The sequence below is a fragment of the Allobaculum sp. JKK-2023 genome (genome assembly GCF_034745455.1).
Taxonomy (GTDB): domain Bacteria; phylum Bacillota_I; class Bacilli_A; order Erysipelotrichales; family Erysipelotrichaceae; genus Allobaculum.
Map to the genome: position 1 here is coordinate 1,101,304 of NZ_JAYERV010000003.1, position 24,071 is coordinate 1,125,374.

Genomic DNA, 24,071 nt, shown 5'->3' on the forward strand with positions numbered 1-24,071 from the left:
AACAGTTATGACTTTACTTCGTTCATGAAGAGTGAAGCCATTGATGACTCTTTCTCTCCATGATTCTTACTGTCAGAGCTTTCGCTCTGTATCTCGTTATCTTAGATTAAGCTTTCGACCGATTAGTACTGGCCAACTTCACGGATCACTCCGCTTCCATCTCCAGCCTATTTCCTTGTAGTCTTCAAGGGGTCTTATCTACCGCAGATCTTATCTTGGGGCTGGCTTCGCACTTAGATGCTTTCAGCGCTTATCCATTCCCTGCTTGGCTGCCCGGCTGTGCCACTGGCGTGACAACCGATGCACCATTGGCAGGTCCATCCCGGTCCTCTCGTACTGAGGACAGCTCCCCTCAGATCTCCTGCGCCCACAACAGATAGGGACCGAACTGTCTCACGACGTTCTGAACCCAGCTCGCGTACCGCTTTAATGGGCGGACAGCCCAACCCTTGGAACCGAATCCAGCTCCAGGATGCGATGAGCCGACATCGAGGTGCCAAACCCCGCCGTCGATGTGAACTCTTGGGCGGGATCAGCCTGTTATCCCCAGGGTAGCTTTTATCCGTTGAGCGACGGCCCTTCCATTCGGCACCGCCGGATCACTAATCCCGACTTTCGTCCCTGCTCCACTTGTTGGTGTCGCAGTCAGGCGCGCTTTTGCATTTACACTCTCTGTCTGGTTTCCATCCAGACTGAACGCACCTTTGGGCGCCTCCGTTACTCTTTAGGAGGCGACCGCCCCAGTCAAACTGCCCGCCTGGCACTGTCTGTAAGATTCTCTCTTCACGTTAGGGCTTCAAATCATCAGGGGCGGTATCCCAACGGCGGCTCCAAAGAAACTGGCGTTCCTTCTTCATAGCCTCCCGCCTATCCTGTACATGATCATCCAAAACCCAATACCAGGCTGCAGTAAAGCTCCATGGGGTCTTTCCGTCTAGTTGCGGGTAACCTGCATTTTCACAGGTACTAAGATTTCACCGAGTCTGCTGCCGAGACAGCGCCCAAATCGTTTCACCTTTCGTGCGGGTCAGAACTTACCTGACAAGGAATTTCGCTACCTTAGGACCGTTATAGTTACGGCCGCCGTTCACTGGGGCTTCGGACCACTGCTTCTCCTTGCGGATAACAGATCCCCTTAACCTTCCAGCACCGGGCAGGTGTCACCCCATATACTTCGCCTTGCGGCTTTGCATAGAGCTGTGTTTTAGTTAAACAGTCGCTTGGGCCTTTTCACTGCGGCTCTCTCGAGCGCCCCTTCTTGCGAACGTACGGGGCAATTTTGCCGAGTTCCTTGGCAACAGTTCTCTCGCTCACCTTCGCTTGCTCAGCGCGCCCACCTGTGTCGGTTTTGGTACGGGCCGCAATAAAGTTTAAGCTAGAAGCTTTTCTTGAAAGCCGCTCCATGTGCTTGGCTACTTTCTTTCGATTTCGCTTACCCTTCACGCTCTGTACGCATTGATCCGGATTTGCCTGGATCCGTACTGCCGCGCTTGGCCCTCAATCCATTAAGAGGGTCACACTTCCCGTCTTTGTCACTCCATCGCCTTTATTGCGGGTGCAGGAATCTTCGCCTGCTTTCCATCTGCTTCGCCTGTCGGCTTATCATTAGGTCCCGACTGACCCAGGGCGGACGAACCTTCCCCTGGAATCCTTGGGCTTTCGGTGTGCAGGATTCTCACCTGCATCTCGCTACTCACACCGGCATTCTCACTTCCATGTCCTCCACAGACTCTCACGATTCTGCTTCCATGAACATGCAACGCTCCCCTACCATAAAAATCTTTCAATCCTTATCCGCGGCTTCGGCAGATGACTTAGCCCCGGTACATTTTCGGCGCAGGGCCACTCGACTAGTGAGCTGTTACGCACTCTTTAAAGGGTGGCTGCTTCTGAGCCAACCTCCTAGTTGTCCGTGCGTCCCCACATCCTTTTCCACTGAGTCATCATTTTGGGGCCTTAGCCGGCGGTCTGGGCTGTTTCCCTCTTGAGCATGGACCTTATCACCCACACTCTGACTGCCAACTACTATCCTTGCGGCATTCGAAGTTTGATTCCATTCAGTACCCCGGGATGGGGCCATCATGAATTCAGTGCTCTACCTCCGCAGGCTTGCATTAACGCTAGCCCTAAAGCTATTTCGGGGAGAACCAGCTATCTCCGGGTTCGATTGGAATTTCTCCGCCAGCCACAGGTCATCCGCCAGCTTTTCAACGATGGTCGGTTCGGTCCTCCACAAAGTTTCACCTCTGCTTCAACCTGCCCATGGCTAGATCACCCGGTTTCGGGTCTGCTCCTGGCTACTTCATTCGCCCTGTTAAGACTCGCTTTCGCTTCGGCTTCGCATTTTCCTGCTTAACCTTGCATCCAAAAGCAGCTCGCCGGTTCATTCTACAAAAGGCACGCCATCACCCTTTGACGGGCTCTGACTTCTTGCAGGCATACGGTTTCAGGTTCTCTTTCACTCCGCTTGCGCGGTTCTTTTCACCTTTCCCTCACGGTACTTCTTCACTGTCGCTCACTCTTACTTATTCAGCCTTGGCGGATGGTCCCGCCTGCTTCCGACAGGATTTCACGTGTCCCGTCGTACTCAGGATTCCGCTGACTACTCCGCTTGCTTTCCAGTACAGGGATTTCACCTTCTGTGTCCGTGCTTTCCATCACGTTCCTGTTCAATCGCGTTTTGTGTATTGCGGTCCTACAACCCCATATCGCTATGGTTTGGGCTAATTCCCTTTCGCTCGCCGCTACTCGGGAAATCACTGTTGTTTTCTTTTCCTCCGGCTACTTAGATGTTTCAGTTCACCGGGTTGCTCTTCATATCTTGGATATGAATGACTGGATATGACTCCAGCCGGGTTCCCCCATTCGGATATCCGCGGATCGTCGCTTTCCTGACAGCTCCCCACGGCTTTTCGCAGTCTGATGCGTCCTTCATCATTCAAGAGTGGCAAGGCATCCTCCGTACGCCCTTCCTTGCTTGATCTAGTTTCAAATATGCTTGTTTTTAACTATGCTTTTTCGAGATTTTTCTAATAAGAACTGTTAACTGTTTTCTGACTTGGTAAATCTTGTGACTTCAAAGATCGAATTTCTTCTTTCTTTTCAGTCGGTTACTTTCGTAACGTTGTTACTTACAACTTACGTCAGACCTTCTGTTATGTCTTATACTGATGTTCGTTTTTCAAAGATCCATGTTGTGATCGAATGAAGATTTCTCTATCACTCAATCTGGAAGATTGCTCTTCCAAAACTCTGTTACAGACTCCAACTTAGTTACTTAATGCTTCCTTGTACTTTCTCCTTAGAAAGGAGGTGATCCATCCCCACGTTCCCGTAGGGATACCTTGTTACGACTTAACCCCAGTCATCGGCCCCGCCTTCGACGACTCACTCCTTTTCAGGTTATGCCATCGGCTTCGGGCGTTGCCGGCTTCCATGGTTTGACGGGCGGTGTGTACAAGGCCCGGGAACGTATTCACCGCGGCATGCTGATCCGCGATTACTAGCGATTCCAACTTCATGAAGTCGGGTTGCAGACTTCAATCCGAACTGGGACGCCTTTTCTCGGGTTCGCTCCACTTCACAGCTTCGCTTCCGTCTGTAGGCGCCATTGTAGTACGTGTGTAGCCCAGGCCATAAGGGGCATGATGATTTGACGTCATCCCCGCCTTCCTCCGGTTTGTCACCGGCAGTCTGATCTGAGTCCTCATCTTACTGGTAGTAACAGATCACGAGGGTTGCGCTCGTTGCCAGACTTAACTGAACATCTCACGACACGAGCTGACGACAACCATGCACCACCTGTGTGGATGTTAACCTCCAACTTATCTCTAAGTCTTCGCATCCCATGTCAAGGCCTGGTAAGGTTCTTCGCGTTGCTTCGAATTAAACCACATACTCCACCGCTTGTGCGGGCCCCCGTCAATTCCTTTGAGTTTCACACTTGCGTGCATACTCCCCAGGCGGAGGAGTCATTGCGTTAGCTTCGGCACCGGGGCATTACCCCCGACACCTGCTCCTCATCGTTTAGGGCGTGGACTACTAGGGTATCTAATCCTATTTGCTCCCCACGCTTTCGTGCCTGAGCGTCAGTAACAGTCCAGGCGGCCGCCTTCGCCACTGGTGTTCTTCCATATATCTACGCATTTTACCGCTACACATGGAGTTCCACCGCCCTCTCCTGTCCTCGAGCGTGGCAGTTTCCAAAGCCTGTACAGGTTGAGCCCGTACCTTTCACTTCAGACTTGCCACGCCGCCTGCGCACCCTTTACGCCCAATCATTCCGGATAACGCTTGCCACCTACGTATTACCGCGGCTGCTGGCACGTAGTTAGCCGTGACTTTCTGGCAGGTTACTATCAAAAGAAAAGCATTTCCTCTTTTCTTCTTTTCTGACCTGCAACAGAGCTTTACGATCCGAAGACCTTCCTCACTCACGCGGCATTGCTCGTTCAGGCTTGCGCCCATTGACGAAAATTCCCTACTGCTGCCTCCCGCAGGAGTCTGGGCCGTGTCTCAGTCCCAGTGTGGCCGATCGCCCTCTCAGGCCGGCTATGCATCATCGTCTTGGTAGGCTTTTACCCTGCCAACTAACTAATGCACCGCAGATCCATTCATCTCCCAGGCTTTAGGGCCTGTTTCAAAAACAGAAGATGTCTTCTGTTTTCCTATGGGGTTTTAGACTTCGTTTCCAAAGCGTATCCCCCGGATATGGGCAGGTTATCTACGTGTTACTCACCCGTTCGCCACTGAACACAAAAGTGTTCCGTTCGACTTGCATGTATTAGGCATGCCGCCAGCGTTCATCCTGAGCCAGGATCAAACTCTCCATTTGATATTGACTCAACGCTATTGCGTTTATATTTCGTGAATTGATTATTGAAGTATTAAGTGTTGTTTCAAGAATCGACGTGTTAATTTCGAATATTGAATTGTCTGTAATCAGAGTTTTCAAAGAGCCATCTGTTTGTGAGTGAATCATTTTCCCTCACAAGCTTGTTTATCTTATCATCTGCCAGACAGGAAGTCAACATCTTTTGTGAAATATTTTTAAGAATTTCACAATCAATGATTTCTTCGATATCTAAAGATGATTTGCGTCAGATCAGCGGCTTGGCACCGCGTTTTCTTAACGCTCAATTACTATAACACCGGGTGGTATTCCGGGTCAAGCGTTTTTGTGAAAATGTTTTTATAATTCACAACCGGACCTTTTTCTGGCCGTAAAGATTCAATCAGGATATTCAGATTCTGGTCTAAGCGTCCCTTTTGAATCTGAGATAGGTATATGGATATAAAAATCCCTACCGCTGCGTTGGCGATAGGGATTTATTGTTGCATATTCTTTTTGAAAATCAAGCGAAATCTATTTCATAGGGTAAAAGTCTCTGGTTTTTGGCATTGTAGCTATCTTTGTCTGACTTCTTTGGTGGCAATGACGTTTACACCACTGTCAGCGGCATTTTCCAGCAAAATATCTCCAATATGAACCGGTGCAATGGCCACCACACTTTTAAGGGCTTCAATGACATCAAACATTTTATTTTTATCCACCGGTGCGGCTGTCTTGCAGGAAACCATTGGAATCACGCCGTCCTTGACTGGAACGATGCTTGTAACCATCCGGACTGGCCGGGTGACTTCACTGATTCCATATTTTGCTCCACGAGGGCAGGTATTTCCGGTTACCGAAACAGCCTGGCCGTTTTCAATCGTAACCGTCAGATTACATCCCATTGGGCAGTTGATGCAGATCAGTTCTCTTGTTTCCATCTCAGGCTTCCTCCGTTTCTACACGGATCGTCTTGGTCTCCGGTTTGATCCATTCCTTTTTCAGAATGATGTTTTCCATTTCACCTGGCGCCATGATCATTTTCTTACGGTGAATCTTGCGTTCATCATCCACATAAACATTCACATATCCGCCTTTTAAGACGTTGCCCACCCGGAAACGGACTACCTGGTTTTCATCCATCCGTTCAGGATCCACAGTAAATGGAACAGTATAGCGAACAAGGCCGCCAGTCCTCACTGGAATTTCGTGCTTGCTTGTGGGGATGCCTTCCAGAACATACTGAGCAGCTTTTTGGCCGGCTTTGGCTGCTTCCTGTGAAACAAAGTCAACCAGATCGTGGACATGGAGAACGTTGCCGCAGGCAAAGACGCCTTCAATATTGGTTTCCAGAGATTCATTGACCACTGGTCCATTGGTGATCCGAGAAAGTTCAACGCCTGCCTGCTGACTCAGCTCGTTTTCCGGAATCAGGCCGCAGCTCAGCAATAAAGTATCACAGGGATACTCCACTTCCGTTCCCGGAATTGGTTTTCGGTTTTCATCCACCTCGGCAATGGTAATGGATTCCACGCGTTCTTTGCCTTTGATATTGGTGACGGTATGAGACAGCTGCAGGGGGATATCAAAATCCTGAAGACACTGAACAATATTTCGTTTCAGACCGCCAGAATAAGGCATCAGTTCGGCAACGGTATGAACATGAGCCCCTTCAAAAGTCATACGACGGGCCATGATCAGCCCGATATCGCCAGATCCCAGGATCACGACTTCTTTACCTGGCATCAGGCCATCCATGTTGACCAGTTTCTGGGCGGTCCCGGCAGAATAGATCCCTGCTGGACGATACCCTGGAATCGACAGGGCACCCGCCGGACGTTCCCGGCATCCCATGGCCAGAATGATTGCATCGGCTTTGATATCCTTTACACCCTCATCCTTGTTGACATAGCGAATTGTTTTGTCTTTGGAAATATCCAGAACCATACTGTTCAGCTCATAGGGAATTTCCAGATCCAGCATTTGATCGATAAAGCGTTGGGCGTATTCAGGTCCAGTCAACTCTTCTTTAAAGGTATGAAGACCAAACCCATTATGAATGCACTGGTTAAGAATTCCGCCAAGCTGAGTATCCCGTTCCAGAATCAGAATATCATCGAGACCTGCTTTTTTCGCTGCAACCGCTGCTGCCAGTCCAGCTGGTCCGCCGCCGATGATTACAAGCTGCTTATTTTCCATTGTTCAGACCTTCTTTCACTTTGCCAGTAATCAGTTTGCTTCCCTTACCGGACTGACAAATTTCATCCATTGGAATATGCAGTTCTTTCGAAATGATTTCCATGGATCGCGGCGAGCAGAAGCCAGCCTGGCATCTGCCCATTCCGGCTCTGGTGCGGCGCTTAATGCCATCGAGCGAAACGGCAGGAATCGAACGATGAAGAGCATCTTTAATGGAACCTGCTGTAACGGTTTCGCACCGGCAAACGATGGTTCCATAATCAGGATCCTGTTCAATGAGCTTGTCCCATTCTTCTTTCGTCAGATTTTTAACATTCACAAAGCCTTTGCGGGTGGCTTGGTAGTTTTCTTTTTTACCTGGTTTCAGTTTGTCTTCCACCATGCCAGCAACCATCTTGCCAATTGCTGGTGCAGAAGAAAGACCTGGGGATTCAATACCGGCTGCATCGAAAAATCCATCCGCACTTTCTTCAAGAATAAAGTCTCCGCCCTCTGGTGTAGCCCGCAGGCCGCTGAACGTTCGAATTGCTTTCTGGAAAGGAATCGACGAAATGGTTTTTAAGGCTTTGGCACGGATTTCAGCCTGACCTTCAGACGTGGTATTGGTATTTTCTTTGGTTTCTGTTTCCTGTGCATTCGGCCCGATCATCATGTTGCCGTGAACAGTTGGCGTAATCAGAACACCTTTCCCGGCTGGGGTTGGAAGCTGGAATAAGGTATGCGAGCACAAATCTCCAGCTGAACGGTCTAACAGAACGTATTCACCGCGTCTTGGGGTAATATGAATTTTCTTTTCACTGACCTCATTGTGAATTTCATCCGCATATACGCCTGCCGCATTGACGATGGTTTTCGTGGTGTACTTGTCATTGATTTTCCAGCCGCCATCAATCTTCTCGATCGTTTCCACCGGCTGGTTGAAGAAAAACTTCACTCCGTTGTCGGCTGCATTTTCGGCCAGCGCAATGGTCAGTCCAAATGGACAGACAATGGAAGAAGTCGGAGCATATAAAGCGCAGACTACCTCGTCTGATACATGGGGCTCCATTTCTTTGACCTGTTCTTTTTCAAGAATCTGCAGACCCTCTACACCATTGGCCTGACCACGATCATACAGTTCGATAACACCTTTGCGGTGCTCTTCATCAAAACAAAGAACCAGTGCGCCATTGTTCTTGTATTCAAAATCAAGAAGTCTGGCCAGTTCTGGCATCATTTTTGATCCTTCGACATTCAGTTTAGCCTTCAGCGTTCCGGGCAGAGCATCAAATCCAGCATGAACAATCGCCGAATTTGCCTTTGAAGTTCCTTCACAGACATCCTCCTCTTTTTCCAGCAGGGCAACCTTCAGATCCGTCTTTGCCAGTTCGTAAGCAATCGCTGATCCCGTTACTCCGCCTCCAATGATTACGACATCAAAATCCATATCAGTACCTCGTTTATTTTCTAAGCTTCTTGGTCCACCATTTACAGAGTTAAGCAAAATGCTTTATGGTGGTTTTAATTTCCTTTTCCAGATTGTGAAACAGATCAGTCCGGATGCGTATTGCCCTACATTCTAACGGGTCTGCTCTTCAGAAACCTTGTCTGTTTCATGATCCTAGATTTCTCCTATCTATTTTGTCAGAAAATTTCACATAATTCAGGTTGAAATTCAACAATACTTTTTTTATAAAATCTCCGGCTTGAATTCTTTGCACGCCATAACCGCATGCTTCCAGTTCTGATAGCGTTTTTCCATCTCTTGAGCTGAGCGCTGTGGTTCAAAACTGCGGCCAACTTCTATTTTCAGTTCATCCTGATTCCAGAAACCAATAGCAAGGCCGGCCAGGAAAGCTGCCCCCAGAGCAGTCAGTTCATTGACTTTGAAACGATCGACTGGAATCTGACAAAGGTCCGCCTGGAACTGAAGCAGGAAGTTATTGGCAGCCGCCCCGCCATCGACTTTCAATTTCTGGATTGGAATCTGGGAATCCTGCTCCATCGCATCCAGAACTTCCTTGGCCTGATAAGCCATCGATTCAATGGCCGCCCGGACCAGATGATCACGATTTGTACCCAGGCTCAGTCCCACAATAGATGCTTTTGCCTTATCGTCCCAATACGGAGCGCCCAGTCCAACGAAGGCCGGAATCACATAAACCCCTGCAGTCGTTCCGGCTCGATTGGCCATCTCTTCTGTATCATTGACATTGGTGAACAGATGCAGTTCATCACGCATCCATTTCATGACCGAACCGGAGACGAAAATTGAGCCTTCCAGGGCATAAGTCACCTGTTCGCCGATCTTCCAGGCAATTGTGCTCAACAGTCCGTTTTTCGATCGCACAATTTCAGGACCTGTATTCATCAATAAAAATCCACCCGTTCCATAGGTGTTTTTCGCCATACCGCGATCCAGGCAAAGCTGGCCAAACAAAGCTGCCTGCTGGTCTCCAACCATCGAGCAGATTGGCACTTCCAGACCGAAGAAAGCATACGGTGCAGTATTTCCATAAACATCTGAGGTTGGAACAATCTGCGGAAGAATGCTTCTTGGAATATTGAACGCTTTAAGCAGCTCATCATCCCAGTCAACCGTTTCGATATTACAAAGCAAAGTACGGCTTGCGTTCGTCGCATCCGTAATATGCTGCTGGCCGCCGGTCAGTTTCCAGACCAGCCAGCAATCCATATTTCCAAAGAGCAGATCTCCTTTTTCTGCCTTTTCTCTGGCACCCGGAACATTATTCAGGATCCAGGCAATTTTCGATGCAGAGAAGTATGGATCAATTCTCAGGCCTGTCTTTTCACGAACCATCTCCTCTAATCCTTCTTCTTTCCAGCCATCACAGATGTCACTGGTCTGGCGAGACTGCCAGACGATGGCTTTATAAACAGGAAGGCCGGTATTCTTGTCCCACAGGACCGTTGTTTCACGCTGGTTAGAAATTCCAATTGCCTTGATCTGGCTTGGCTCGATGCCGCTGTTATTGAGTACCCCAGCCATGACGGACATTGTATCCAGCCAGATTGAAATTGCATCCTGTTCCACCCAGCCCGGAGCCGGATAGTCTACACCGCCCTCGCGCTGAGCTGTAGCCACACTGTTACAGTCATGATCAAACAGAATCGCCCGTGTTGATGTTGTTCCATGGTCAATGGCCATGATGTATTCTTTGTCTGCCATTATCTATTCCTCTTAAATTGTAAGGTCTGATCCATCCAAACAGGAACCCCCTGCACGCCTGGCTGCCTCTTGATCCTGTCCAGAACCAGTCCCCTGTTTTCTTCATTTCTTCTTGCTGCAGCCCTTTTGTTGAGGACAAGATCCACAAATAAAAGTCTGCCCAGACAAGAGCCATGATCGATTGTGCTGACCAAAGTCCTGCCAGAATTTGCGATCATGAGCTGGAAAAGAGGGAAACTTTTTCTTGCCAGCATTGAAATGAAGGAATGATTATAGTGATTCAACAGTGTAAAAGTTGTTAACTTTGATTTATTTACAGTTGTTCTCGTATTGATGGAATGCTGGTTTTCGCTTTCGTCCGGTTCTCCATAAAAGCTCATTTCGCATTCCTCAGTTCAATCCAGACCGATTTACATCGCTTTTAAGCAGGAATGCTTACCGGACGATCTGTATAATTCTAAAGATCACGCTAATATTGGTCTTACCAATTAAGTGGGCATTCAAAATTATTCTTTGAATCAGATCGTCCGAAAGCATCCAGAATGGTCTGAATTATTTCTCTTTTCTTATCGTATTGGCTTACCAGGGAATGACTCCGTAAACCAGAACCGCACAGATCGCACCGCAGATCGGACCAAAAATCGGAACCAGCAGACCATATTTCCAGTCACTGTCCGCTTTGTTCTGAATGGGAAGAACAGCGTGCGCCAGACGCGGCCCAAGATTGCGAGCTGGGTTGATGGCATAGCCCGTCAGTCCGCCAAGGGACATACCGATCGCCACAATAATTCCAAATACAAACAGTTTGTCAACACCACTGGCCAGTCCCGTTACATTGGAAATTCCCTTAATCGCAAAAACAAGAATGAACGTCCCAACAAACTCACTCAAAAAGTTCAGCCACAGATTCCGGACCGATGGAGAGGTGCAGAACACCCCTTTTTTGATGTCCGGATCGTCCGTTGCATCAAACTGTCCTTTAAACAGCAGATAAACAATGCAAGCACCGACAAAGGCTCCCGCAACCTGGGCCGCAATATAGCCAGCCACCCGGTTCCACGGAAATGAACCATCAACCGCAAGGGCAATGGTCAGTGCCGGGTTAAACGAGGCTCCCGATGCTTCGCCAAAGATGAATGCCGGGATCATAACCGCCAGACCCCAGGCAATGGTGATCTGGATGGAACCAGCGCCTTTCATTCCTGAGTGATTCAGATTCACGTTTGCAACGACTCCTCCTCCCAGAACGATCAGCAGCAGAGTTCCAATAAACTCTGATACGTAAGGTAACATGATAGGCTCCTTCCCTCTGGCTGAATCAGCCAGACAGAAATGATGACGCGTCGCGTACAGGTTCATCTGTCGGATTCTTATGCGCGCTCACCCTGATCAGACTTGCCTGCAACCTCTTACATCCTACAGGATTCTCCGTATGATCTCTATCTATCTTTCATATTTCATTTAGACATTTGCGGTTTAATGTCTAGTAGTTTCAACAACAATTCAGTTTTATCTCACCTATACGGAATTAGTATTTGCAAATTTACGATCGTTTGTTAATCTTGTCCCGCAAAATCAAATTCCCCTATACTGTTTACTATTCTCTCTTTCCATTCATTCAGTCTCTCTTTTTTCTGATTCCTCTTTTTATCTGATCTCTCTTTGATTCTCCAAATCCAGCAAGTGGAAAAGCTCGAATCAGCAATCAGAAGCTCTGCAGATCGAAAATCCACAGAGCATTTTATCCAGTTTTCAGATCAAAAAAACCAGAAGACTGATGGGCTTTCAGATCTTCTGGTTTTTTTGATCCCGCGTTTGGACGATAATCTTCATTTTCTTTTCTGCTCAGGATAAAACGGCTGCCGGCAGATAGCGCGAAACCAGAATGGTGCGATTTCGGTGGTACAGAATGAGGCAGACAATTGCCACGATTCCTTCAGTGACCGGGAAAGTCAGCCACACAGCTTCCAGGCCGAAGAAATGGAACAGCCAGGCCAAAGGCACCAGTAAAACAACCTGCCGCAAAACCATGGCCAGAATGCAGTCATTCGATCGGTTAATTCCCTGAAAATAGACGGAAAGCATCAACGTAATGCCAGCCGGAATAAAATTCAGCGAAATAGTCCGAAAAGCAGTTGGACCAATAGCCAGGATCGAAGGTTCATGGGAGAAAATACCCACCAGCTGCTCTGGAAAGAACAAGAAGATCAGGGTGCCTAAACTCATCAGGACACACGAGATGCCCAGCGACCAGTTCAGGGTTTCCTGAATCCGTTTATACTGACCAGCTCCATAGTTGAAGCTGACAATTGGCAAAATAACCTGCTGCAGACCCATCAATGGAATGAAGAAGAAAGTCTGGATTTTATAGTAAATTCCCAGAACGGTCACCGCATCTTCTGAGAACGATTTTAAAACCAGATTAAGCCCTACCACGTAGAGCGCCCCTAATGCCTGACTCAGAATTGGTGCGACACTTTCTTTGAGGATCTGTCCACACAACCAAAAACTGGACTGTCCTTTCTTCAAAGAAAAATGATGAATGACGCCCCCAAAGACAATGACCATCGAAATAGACTGACCCACTACGGTTGCAATCGCAGCACCTGTGATTCCAAGCGCCGGCACTCCCCAGAGGCCAAAAATCAGGATTGGATCCAGAATGATATTAGAAAGAGCACCACAGACCTGCCCGGCCATCGGCAAAACCATATTTCCTTTTGCCTGCAACATTTTGGTGCAGACTGCCTCCAGAAACAAGACCGGAGCAAACAGGCTGACCAGCCGGAAATAAAGAATACCGGCCTGAGCTACATCTGCCTGGCGGGTATTCATCGCAAAGTAGGTCCCCATTCCCGCAAAGGCCGCACAAAGATAAACCAGACCGCAAAAAACGCCCAGAATCAGGGCAGTGCGGACAACATCATGAATTCTGTCCTTCTGGCCCGTACCATCCAGCCGGGAAATCAGAATATTGACACCTGTTCCTGTTCCCGTTGAAAACGCCGTCAACAGCAGCTGCAAAGGGTAGACCAGGGACAGGGCAGCCAGACCTGTCTGCGAATACTGGGCGACAAAATAGCTGTCAACCACGTTATAAACCGAAACAATCAACAATGTGAGCATCACGGGTGGTGACATTTTCAGAAGAAGTTTAGGGATGGGAAGATTTTGCATGATAAGACTCCTTTCTCAAAATCCGGCAGACGCCGGAAATTCTCAAAGTACAATCCAGCTTTGAGCATCACTATCTATCGATAAAAGATATGTTTTAGAGGAAGGCAACGTTGCTGATATTGTTTTAAACCGTGGAGCAACTACACGGTCAAGAACAATCTGCGAAGAAATTCAATTTTTTTGCCTGGTCTTCTTTCCTTCTCAAATTTCTTGAATCTTGTTTCTCTGTTCACAGATATAAATTATCAGTCAACGCGATTTGATGAACTTAACTGATAATTTTGGCCAAATTTTATCAGTGAAATCCGTATTCTTGTCCTGGCTGATAAAATAGTCTCATCCATTATTAGTTCAGAATCAAAAAATCTGACCTGGCAGATCATAATGTTTCTTCCAGACTTGAGTCTTTATTCTGGCAAACCCGCTTCAATACACAGAAACAGAAAATCACAATGATCATCTCGAGAAAAACTGGAGGTAGAGATATGGCTTATCGTTCCCTTAAAAAATGCTTTCATGATCCTTCGTGTGACGAGAAGAGCATTTACGGCCAGCGGATCCATTCTGACCAATGCGTCCGCCTGTCGTTGATGAAAGAAAATAATCCATTTTTCTTTTTGCAGAATCAGGAAGTAAACGATCTGGTCTATGAGATTTTGTTATTGAACAGCCAATGTACCGCACTGTCCCAAACCGTCGACAATCTGAATGCCCTGTTGTATACAGTTCTTTTGGAGGAAATTAAGCAGAGCAATACAATTGAAGGGGTTAATAGTTCAAAAAAAGAATTATTCAGATCCGATTTGGATTATTCTATCCATCACGCCAGCCGTTTTTCCAGCCAGGTCAGGCTTTACAAAAATCTCTTAAAGCCCGAACAGAAATTTCCCCAGAACTCGCAGGAAATTTCTGAGCTCTATCACAAGATGTTTCTTGGCACACCTCTTGGAATTGACAAGGCCGATATTCCGGATGGAAAATTATTTCGCAAAGAAGAGGTATTTGTCGGAAATGATCTGAAAACAATCCACCAAGGACTTTATCCAGAAGAAAAAATCATCGTGGCGCTTGATCAATGTTTGCACGATCTCAACGGATACAACAGACTCATCCAGGCAGGCATCTTCCACTTTCTCTTTGGCTATATTCATCCATTTTATGATGGCAACGGCAGAATGGGCCGTTATCTGACAATCCGCCTGTTGGCCCAGGATCTGTCCCTTTGCGGCCTTCTCAACTTTTCGCTGATCGTTAAGCAAAATCGAAGCGAGTATTATCGAAATTTCGAACTGGCAGAAGATCCTCTCAATCGTGGAGATCTGACTCCATTTCTGATCATGATGCTCAACCTGATCAAAGAATCCATGAACAGAGGAATCCATATGGTGAAACAGACTCGTGAAAACCTCCAGCAAACTTTTTTACTCATCGATGCAATGTCCATTTCTAAAAACAAAAAGGCGTTTCTCAAGCTGATGGCAAAGACGACTCTTTATGGTTTGATTGGACTGAGTCAGGACGAGATTACCAAAGAACTGAACTGCTCAAAACCAATGGTTCAGAAAATGGTAAAAGAATTTGAAACTGATCTTTGGCGCGAAAAAGATGGAAGGATCTGGCGCTACTCTTTGCATCGTGATTTTTTTAATCGTGTTCAAAGTGTCTGACTCTGACTACAAAAAAATCCCTGAAGAATATCGGATTTCTCCTTTATTCTTCAGGGATTTAACTTCGTCTGGCGACTTCCTATTTTTGCTTTTACACTATCGTCGGCGTTCAATGGCTTAACGGCCGTGTTCGAGATGGGAACGGGTGTGACCCATTGGCTATCGTCACCATACCGGTTTGTCTTACGACTTAACCATTTTATCTCATGGATCTTTCAAAAACAAACACCAGCTTCGACATAACCTTGGTTACAGTTATGATCTGATCATTTCTGATCGTTTACTTCTTATTACCGCCTGTCTGTGATTTTGAATGATTCTGGAATCATTGTCTTTAACTTGTGTCTTTGACTCTGTTTCCATCTTCTTCATCACTCCAACAGGCGCTCTCGTTATCTTAGATTAAGCTTTCGACCGATTAGTACTGGCCAACTTCATGGATCACTCCACTTCCATACCCAGCCTATTTCCTTGTAGTCTTCAAGGGGTCTTATCTACCGCAGATCTTATCTTGGGCTGGCTTCGCACTTAGATGCTTTCAGCGCTTATCCATTCCCTGCTTGGCTGCCCGGCTGTGCCACTGGCGTGACAACCGATGCACCATTGGCAGGTCCATCCCGGTCCTCTCGTACTGAGGACAGCTCCCCTCAGATCTCCTGCGCCCACAACAGATAGGGACCGAACTGTCTCACGACGTTCTGAACCCAGCTCGCGTACCGCTTTAATGGGCGGACAGCCCAACCCTTGGAACCGAATCCAGCTCCAGGATGCGATGAGCCGACATCGAGGTGCCAAACCCCGCCGTCGATGTGAACTCTTGGGCGGGATCAGCCTGTTATCCCCAGGGTAGCTTTTATCCGTTGAGCGACGGCCCTTCCATTCGGTACCGCCGGATCACTAATCCCGACTTTCGTCCCTGCTCCACTTGTTGGTGTCGCAGTCAGGCGCGCTTTTGCATTTACACTCTCTGTCTGGTTTCCATCCAGACTGAACGCACCTTTGGGCGCCTCCGTTACTCTTTAGGAGGCGACCGCCCCAGTCAAACTGCCCGCCTGGCACTGTCTGTAAGATTCTCTCTTCACGTTAGGGCTTCAAATCATCAGGGGCGGTATCCCAACGGCGGCTCCAAAGAAACTGACGTTCCTTCTTCATAGCCTCCCGCCTATCCTGTACATGACCATCCAAAACCCAATACCAGGCTGCAGTAAAGCTCCATGGGGTCTTTCCGTCTAGTTGCGGGTAACCTGCATTTTCACAGGTACTAAGATTTCACCGAGTCTGCTGCCGAGACAGCGCCCAAATCGTTTCACCTTTCGTGCGGGTCAGAACTTACCTGACAAGGAATTTCGCTACCTTAGGACCGTTATAGTTACGGCCGCCGTTCACTGGGGCTTCGGACCACTGCTTCTCCCTGCGGATAACAGATCCCCTTAACCTTCCAGCACCGGGCAGGTGTCACCCCATATACTTCGCCTTGCGGCTTTGCATAGAGCTGTGTTTTAGTTAAACAGTCGCTTGGGCCTTTTCACTGCGGCTCTCTCGAGCGCCCCTTCTTGCGAACGTACGGGGCAATTTTGCCGAGTTCCTTGGCAACAGTTCTCTCGCTCACCTTCGCTTGCTCAGCGCGCCCACCTGTGTCGGTTTTGGTACGGGCCGCAATAAAGTTTAAGCTAGAAGCTTTTCTTGAAAGCCGCTCCATGTGCTTGGCTACTTTCTTTCGATTTCGCTTACCCTTCACGCTCTGTACGCATTGATCCGGATTTGCCTGGATCCGTACTGCCGCGCTTGGCCCTCAATCCATTAAGAGGGTCACACTTCCCGTCTTTGTCACTCCATCGCCTTTATTGCGGGTGCAGGAATCTTCGCCTGCTTTCCATCTGCTTCGCCTGTCGGCTTATCATTAGGTCCCGACTGACCCAGGGCGGACGAACCTTCCCCTGGAATCCTTGGGCTTTCGGTGTGCAGGATTCTCACCTGCATCTCGCTACTCACACCGGCATTCTCACTTCCATGTCCTCCACAGACTCTCACGATTCTGCTTCCATGAACATGCAACGCTCCCCTACCATAAAAATCTTTCAATCCTTATCCGCGGCTTCGGCAGATGACTTAGCCCCGGTACATTTTCGGCGCAGGGCCACTCGACTAGTGAGCTGTTACGCACTCTTTAAAGGGTGGCTGCTTCTGAGCCAACCTCCTAGTTGTCCGTGCGTCCCCACATCCTTTTCCACTGAGTCATCATTTTGGGGCCTTAGCCGGCGGTCTGGGCTGTTTCCCTCTTGAGCATGGACCTTATCACCCACACTCTGACTGCCAACTACTATCCTTGCGGCATTCGAAGTTTGATTCCATTCAGTACCCCGGGATGGGGCCATCATGAATTCAGTGCTCTACCTCCGCAGGCTTGCGTTAACGCTAGCCCTAAAGCTATTTCGGGGAGAACCAGCTATCTCCGGGTTCGATTGGAATTTCTCCGCCAGCCACAGGTCATCCGCCAGCTTTTCAACGATGGTCGGTTCGGTCCTCCACAAAGTTTCACCTCTGCTTCAACCTGCCCATGGCTAGATCACCCGGTTTCGGGTCTGCTCCTGGCTACTTCATTCGCCCTGTTAAGACTCGCTTTCGCTTCGGCTTCGCATTTTCCTGCTTAACCTTGCATCCAAAAGCAGCTCGCCGGTTCATTCTACAAAAGGCACGCCATCACCCTTTGACGGGCTCTGACTTCTTGCAGGCATACGGTTTCAGGTTCTCTTTCACTCCGCTTGCGCGGTTCTTTTCACCTTTCCCTCACGGTACTTCTTCACTGTCGCTCACTCTTACTTATTCAGCCTTGGCGGATGGTCCCGCCTGCTTCCGACAGGATTTCACGTGTCCCGTCGTACTCAGGATCTCGCTGACTACTTTGCTTGCTTTCCAGTACAGGGATTTCACCTTCTGTGTCCGTGCTTTCCATCACGTTCCTGTTCACTCGCGTTTCATCTGTTGCGCTCCTACAACCCCATATCGCTATGGTTTGGGCTAATTCCCTTTCGCTCGCCGCTACTCGGGAAATCACTGTTGTTTTCTTTTCCTCCGGCTACTTAGATGTTTCAGTTCACCGGGTTGCTCTCCACATTCAGAAATATGGATGACTGGATATGACTCCAGCCGGGTTCCCCCATTCGGATACCTGCGGATCGTCGCTTTCCTGACAGCTCCCCGCAGCTTTTCGCAGTCTGATGCGTCCTTCATCATTCAAGAGTGGCAAGGCATCCTCCGTACGCCCTTCCTTGCTTGATCTAGTTTCAAATATGCTTGTTTTTAACTATGCTTTTTCGAGATTTTTCTAATAAGAACTGTTAACTGTTTTCTGACTTGGTAAATCTTGTGACTTCAAAGATCGAATTTCTTCTCTCTTTTCAGTCGGTTACTTTCGTAACGTTGTTACTTACAACTTACGTCAGACCTTCTGTTATGTCTTATACTGATGTTCGTTTTTCAAAGATCCATGTTGTGACTGACTGGAACTGTTCTCCATTTCTGAAGACCAGTGCCGCTATTGCAGCTAATCAGTCTGGAAGATCGCTCTTCCAAAACTCTGTTACAGACTCCAACTTAGTTACTTAATGCTTCCTTGTACTTTCTCCTTAGAAAGGAGGTGATCCATCCCCACGTTCCCGTAGGGATACCTTGTTACGACTTAACCCCAGTCATCGGCCCCGCCTTCGACGACTCACTCCTTTTCAGGTTATGCCATCGGCTTCGGGCGTTGCCGGCTTCCATGGTTTGACGGGCGGTGTGTACAAGGCCCGGGAACGTATTCACCGCGGCATGCTGATCCGCGATTACTAGCGATTCCAACTTCATGAAGTCGGGTTGCAGACTTCAATCCGAACTGGGACGCCTTTTCTCGGGTTCGCTCCACTTCACAGCTTCGCTTCCGTCTGTAGGCGCCATTGTAGTACGTGTGTAGCCCAGGCCATAAGGGGCATGATGATTTGACGTCATCCCCGCCTTCCTCCGGTTTGTCACCGGCAGTCTGATCTGAGTCCTCATCTTACTGGTAGTAACAGATCACGAGGGTTGCGCTCGTTGCCAGACTTAACTGAACATCTCACGACACGAGCTGACGACAACCATGCACCACCTGTGTGGATGTTAACCTCCAACTTATCTCTAAGTCTTCGCATCCCATGTCAAGGCCTGGTAAGGTTCTTCGCGTTGCTTCGAATTAAACCACATACTCCACCGCTTGTGCGGGCCCCCGTCAATTCCTTTGAGTTTCACACTTGCGTGCATACTCCCCAGGCGGAGGAGTCATTGCGTTAGCTTCGGCACCGGGGCATTACCCCCGACACCTGCTCCTCATCGTTTAGGGCGTGGACTACTAGGGTATCTAATCCTATTTGCTCCCCACGCTTTCGTGCCTGAGCGTCAGTAACAGTCCAGGCGGCCGCCTTCGCCACTGGTGTTCTTCCATATATCTACGCATTTTACCGCTACACATGGAGTTCCACCGCCCTCTCCTGTCCTCGAGCGTGGCAGTTTCCAAAGCCTGTACAGGTTGAGCCCGTACCTTTCACTTCAGACTTGCCACGCCGCCTGCGCACCCTTTACGCCCAATCATTCCGGATAACGCTTGCCACCTACGTATTACCGCGGCTGCTGGCACGTAGTTAGCCGTGACTTTCTGGCAGGTTACTATCAAAAGAAAAGCATTTCCTCTTTTCTTCTTTTCTGACCTGCAACAGAGCTTTACGATCCGAAGACCTTCCTCACTCACGCGGCATTGCTCGTTCAGGCTTGCGCCCATTGACGAAAATTCCCTACTGCTGCCTCCCGCAGGAGTCTGGGCCGTGTCTCAGTCCCAGTGTGGCCGATCGCCCTCTCAGGCCGGCTATGCATCATCGTCTTGGTAGGCTTTTACCCTGCCAACTAACTAATGCACCGCAGATCCATTCATCTCCCAGGCTTTAAGGCCTGTTTCAAAAACAGAAGATGCCCTCTGTTTTCCTATGGGGTTTTAGACTTCGTTTCCAAAGCGTATCCCCCGGATATGGGCAGGTTATCTACGTGTTACTCACCCGTTCGCCACTGAACACAAAAGTGTTCCGTTCGACTTGCATGTATTAGGCATGCCGCCAGCGTTCATCCTGAGCCAGGATCAAACTCTCCATTTGATATTGACTCAACGCTATTGCGTTTATATTTCGTGAATTGATTATTGAAGTATTAAGTGTTGTTTCAAGAATCGACGTGTTAATTTCGAATATTGAATTGTCTGTAATCAGAGTTTTCAAAGAGCCATCTGTTTGTGAGCGAATCAATTTCCCTCACAAGGCTTGTTTATCTTATCATCAGCAGATCCAGAAGTCAACATCTTTCGCGAAATATTTTTTAAGAATTTCACAACCGATGATTTCTTTGATATCTAAAGATGATTTGCGTTAGATCAGCAGCTTTGTCGCCGTGTTTCTTAACGCTCAGTTACTATAACACCGGGTGGTATCCCAGGCCAAGCACTTTTGCGAAAATATTTTGAGAATTCACAAGACAGCCATTCACCGATAACCGGTAAGTATTCCCTTGTAGAATTCATCTGCCATTTCTCATTGCCTGAAAAACAGCTTTTTGACTATACGCTCTGAGGCACTTTTCTGTCAAACATTTACACCTCAATTCCCGCAAAAAGTAAATCGAAACAATAAACTCAATCCATAATCATGGATTGGCGCTGGTTCAATCAAGACCGACAGTTCTTACAAGAGGAGAATGCAAAAACGGGAAGAGCTGACTGGATCATCCCAATCAGCTCTGATGAAGTTTATAATTTTGCTTTTGGCAGCTTAATGCCCCGGTGAGTTTGTCTGTTCTTGTTCTAAAAGTTTCTGGTAAGAAAAATCCAAAATTTTCTCTTTTCGCTCCTTCAGCATGGTCTTATAAAAAGAAGCCTGCAATTCGGACAGAAACGGCGTTTCGTCTATGATCCGGTTGATCTTCTCCATATTAATCTTTGGAAGAATCCGCTTGAGTGCCTTGTTGCAGTCCTGGTTCTGCAAAGAAGACAAAAAGTCAAAGTATCGGATTTTCTTTCCATCGACTTTAATTGCGGAAAGAGGAGTTTCAAAAATCCGCAGATCTCTTTCTGCTGGATCTTCTAATACCTTTTTCATAATCTCTTCATTCATCTGGGGAAACAGGCAGCTTCCGCAGGCATAGACCGGTGCAAGAGCAATCTCGTCCCTTCGTTAAATGAGGTTATTTTATCCCTGATAGGATAAAACGGTTACATCCCTGTCTGCGAACAGTGTTCGGCATTAGCCGGCGGGAGAAGGGTTAAGATACAAGATCCTTATCTAAGCCCCGCTTTGAGGACCAAAACTCCCCGAAGGGAATCCAAATCCAAATTTTATGGGATACAGCCCAGTATCGCAGTACTGGCCTACCGCATCCCCCTTACCGACGCAGGACCAGCCTTGAGACTTTGGTACAATCCGAAGATCGTTCCGCCGCCAGCTTTGGCAGGGGGAGTAAACAAATATGAGTTCAAAACTCATATGGGATTTTTCTATGTGTTCGTGCCTGGTGTTCACACTTGTTTTTGGTTCGTATTTTTTGTGCAGAAAAACGAATTACGCAGGGTCAGGCGGATTTTGCACTGCTTAACCCTTTTAATGATGCAATAAGGCTGCAGACAGTCTGATTATAACATTCAGATCTTTTTTCATAAAACTGCTGGACCGTTTTTCTTGGAGTCCATTTGGTGACTTCAGGATGATTTTCATACATCCAGACGAGGTTATGGGCGGCGTTGATATCTGCATTGAACTGTCCATGCAGCTTACAACGCGCATTTTCATAATGAGATTTGTCTCTTTGGATTTTGCTTCCGCAGATATGGCAGTATTGGGAACTGTAAGCCTGGTTGACATACGAAGTTTTAATTGACTTTAATCCAGCTTTGTATTCCACTCTTTCCTGCAAGAGGCCGTAAATCCAGCCTGACAGCCTGCGGTTTAGTTTTGACCAGGTGCTTGCCTGTCCCCTGATGTCCAGGTTTTCCATGATGATGTGCCCAATATCCGAGTCTGCTTTGAGAACTAAGGCAATCTCTTCATTTGTGATTGTTTTTAAATGATCCTGGATTCTCTGGGACTGCCTGCGAAAGCGTTTGTTTCCTCTTCGGTTGTTTTCCTCAATCCGCTTAGCTTTGCGTCTAAGGGCATAGATCTGGTCTTCCAGTTTCTTTTTCTTGTCTTCTGAGTGTTTTGATTGTGGATCGTTAAGCAAAAACTGGATCTGGTCTGCTTCTTTTAAGGCATTTTTCCTGCGGTCTCGAATCCGGTTGCGCTGGATTCCCCGCTCGCTGAGAAAATCAGAAGCAGAATAGCTGAACTGCTTGAAGGTTGTATGGTCAAGCGTCTGAGCCGCCTTGCTCTTTTTCTCTTTCAGTTCTTTTTCCTTCTTGGCAAGCTTTTCTTCTTTTAAAGAAGCAGAAGACATATCATGGGAAGTGCTGAGCAGTGACGTGATTCCCGCATCCATCCCAACCTTTGTCGCTGACTGGTTCGGGCGGTTTCTGACTTCAACCATTCTCTGGAAAACTAAGCATTTCCTGTCCCGGTCATAGACAACAGTAAGATTGCTCCTCGTCTTGCCTGTTTTGGCTGTATAAAAGATTCCTTTCAGTTCGACCTTGAATTCTTTCTGGCTGCCTAAGCGGCGCATAGAAATAAAAGTCGTTCCATTTTTATGCTGGATGCTATATCCATTCTTATCGATCTTCATCCATGTATTTTTATTTGTATGAACTGGCCGAAGGTATTGCCTGTATCTTCTTGCTGCGTGGGCAATGAGTTTGTGGAGCCGCTTAGGATCGCATTGCCGCAGATGGCCATTGATCTCTTTGTTTGAAAACTTTTTAGGGACTTCAAACATTCTTTTTTGAAGGATCTTCTTAAAAACTTTGGGAGATTTCGCCACATACATAACAACTGCCGCTTCATGGGTCGTCATCTTGTAATCTGCATACAGCTCTTCCTGAATCCGCCTGAAGATTTCTTCATCCATAGACTTGCGGTTCGCTACTGCAGAATGCAAAGCCATTGTCCATAGCCAGGATGGAAGCATTCCATCAGGAAAAGCGACTCCGGTTACTTTTGCAACATGAGTCGTGATGTCTTTTAACACCTGCTTTTGCTTGCGCAGATCGTCCCGGATCTTTTCTGCACTTCGTCCATAAGAATTGATGGAACAGGCAATAGGAGAGAGCAGGTTATAGGTTTCCATGTAAGCAGTAAACAAATTCTCGGCGAACATCTGCTGGTCATCATTCAATTTGATTGAAACCATCTGAATCGTTTTCTTCGATTTGCTCATCTGCTCCATCTCCTTTCAACAGCCGTTTACTTTCCTCAATGATTTTTTTGTTCTTGTTGCTTCTGGAGCCATACAGCCGTCCTGAAAATACAGTAATGATCGCAATCAAGTCATTTGTTAATTCCTGGGCGCTGTTTCTTTCTTCGCCCTGGTTAAGAATTACGATTTCTGTATCCATCTTTTTGGCAATATATTCGATCAACTCAAAGCCAAAACGAAGAAGCCTGTCTTTGTGGGTAATGACAATATGACTGATCTTTCGATCCAGTAAAAGATCGATCAGTTTTAAAAGTCCCGGCTTTTTGTAGTTCATCCCAGATCCAGTATCTTCAATGATTTGATATTTCCAGCCTTGCTTTTGCATATAGATTTCAGCCACATCTGCTTGCTTTTCAAGGTCGTCTTTTCTCTTTTTGGTTGAAACCCGGCAATAGCCAACGGCCATTCGTTCAGGAAGAGCAGGAGCTTTGCCAATGTATTGATCCATTTCTTCCTGGTCAAACATGTAGTGTCCGCCAATAGAGCGATGGGCGGGCATTCCATCTTCAATCATTTTATATAAGGTGTGCCTGGCAACCCCAAGGTATTTGCAGGCTTATGCCGTCTTCATTATCATGGATTTATAATAACACATCTATATTCATTAGAAACTGTTTTTTCCTTAAAAACC

Annotated in this window: 9 protein-coding genes, 5 rRNA genes and 1 pseudogene; 1 reads left to right on the forward strand and 14 read right to left on the reverse strand. The window is 47.5% G+C overall.

Features of this window, described 5'->3' with window-relative positions:
* Positions 1-102 precede the first annotated feature (102 nt).
* The 8 genes from U4956_RS04425 to U4956_RS04460 all read right to left on the reverse strand — a co-directional run bounded on the left by U4956_RS04425 (position 103) and on the right by U4956_RS04460 (position 13,376).
* Positions 103-2,983 (reverse strand): 23S ribosomal RNA (locus U4956_RS04425).
* A gap of 322 nt (positions 2,984-3,305) precedes the next feature.
* Positions 3,306-4,834: ribosomal RNA gene (locus U4956_RS04430) — 16S ribosomal RNA — on the reverse strand.
* The 16S and 23S rRNA genes sit together here, the layout of an rRNA operon.
* Before the next feature lie 572 nt (positions 4,835-5,406).
* The gene (locus U4956_RS04435) at positions 5,407-5,772 is read right to left on the reverse strand and encodes a DUF1667 domain-containing protein (protein ID WP_323089295.1); all 366 of its coding nucleotides are present in this window, start codon (positions 5,770-5,772) and stop codon (positions 5,407-5,409) included.
* 1 nt (position 5,773) lies between these two features.
* Positions 5,774-7,030: an NAD(P)/FAD-dependent oxidoreductase gene (locus U4956_RS04440; RefSeq protein WP_323089297.1), complete on the reverse strand. Its 1,257-nt coding sequence runs from the start codon at positions 7,028-7,030 to the stop codon at positions 5,774-5,776.
* The gene (locus U4956_RS04445; protein ID WP_323089298.1) at positions 7,020-8,456 is read right to left on the reverse strand and encodes an NAD(P)/FAD-dependent oxidoreductase; all 1,437 of its coding nucleotides are present in this window, start codon (positions 8,454-8,456) and stop codon (positions 7,020-7,022) included. Before U4956_RS04445 ends, U4956_RS04440 begins: the two co-directional genes overlap by 11 nt.
* A gap of 243 nt (positions 8,457-8,699) precedes the next feature.
* Positions 8,700-10,199: a glycerol kinase GlpK gene (gene glpK / locus U4956_RS04450; RefSeq protein ID WP_323089299.1), complete on the reverse strand. Its 1,500-nt coding sequence runs from the start codon at positions 10,197-10,199 to the stop codon at positions 8,700-8,702.
* Between the two features lie 579 nt (positions 10,200-10,778).
* On the reverse strand, positions 10,779-11,492 hold the full coding sequence (locus U4956_RS04455) for an MIP/aquaporin family protein (protein ID WP_323089300.1): 714 nt from the start codon (positions 11,490-11,492) through the stop codon (positions 10,779-10,781).
* 552 nt (positions 11,493-12,044) lie between these two features.
* Complete coding sequence (locus U4956_RS04460; protein WP_323089301.1) at positions 12,045-13,376, reverse strand: MATE family efflux transporter; 1,332 nt, start codon at positions 13,374-13,376, stop codon at positions 12,045-12,047.
* Positions 13,377-13,861: 485 nt separating this feature from the next.
* Here U4956_RS04460 and U4956_RS04465 point away from each other — a divergent pair, with 485 nt between their 5' ends.
* Positions 13,862-15,043: a Fic family protein gene (locus U4956_RS04465; RefSeq protein ID WP_323089303.1), complete on the forward strand. Its 1,182-nt coding sequence runs from the start codon at positions 13,862-13,864 to the stop codon at positions 15,041-15,043.
* Positions 15,044-15,109: 66 nt separating this feature from the next.
* Here the strand turns inward: U4956_RS04465 and rrf are convergent.
* The 6 genes and pseudogenes from rrf to U4956_RS04495 all read right to left on the reverse strand — a co-directional run.
* Positions 15,110-15,216 (reverse strand): 5S ribosomal RNA (rrf, locus tag U4956_RS04470).
* A gap of 225 nt (positions 15,217-15,441) precedes the next feature.
* Positions 15,442-18,322, reverse strand: a 23S ribosomal RNA gene (locus tag U4956_RS04475).
* A 351-nt stretch (positions 18,323-18,673) separates the two neighbouring features.
* Positions 18,674-20,202: ribosomal RNA gene (locus U4956_RS04480) — 16S ribosomal RNA — on the reverse strand.
* A gap of 666 nt (positions 20,203-20,868) precedes the next feature.
* Complete coding sequence (locus U4956_RS04485; RefSeq protein WP_323089305.1) at positions 20,869-21,195, reverse strand: hypothetical protein; 327 nt, start codon at positions 21,193-21,195, stop codon at positions 20,869-20,871.
* Positions 21,196-21,664: 469 nt separating this feature from the next.
* The gene (locus U4956_RS04490) at positions 21,665-23,401 is read right to left on the reverse strand and encodes a zinc ribbon domain-containing protein (RefSeq protein ID WP_323089307.1); all 1,737 of its coding nucleotides are present in this window, start codon (positions 23,399-23,401) and stop codon (positions 21,665-21,667) included.
* A pseudogene (locus tag U4956_RS04495) lies at positions 23,352-23,984 on the reverse strand (IS607 family transposase); the annotation flags it as partial. The gene U4956_RS04490 and the pseudogene U4956_RS04495, both read right to left, overlap by 50 nt.
* Positions 23,985-24,071 lie beyond the last annotated feature (87 nt).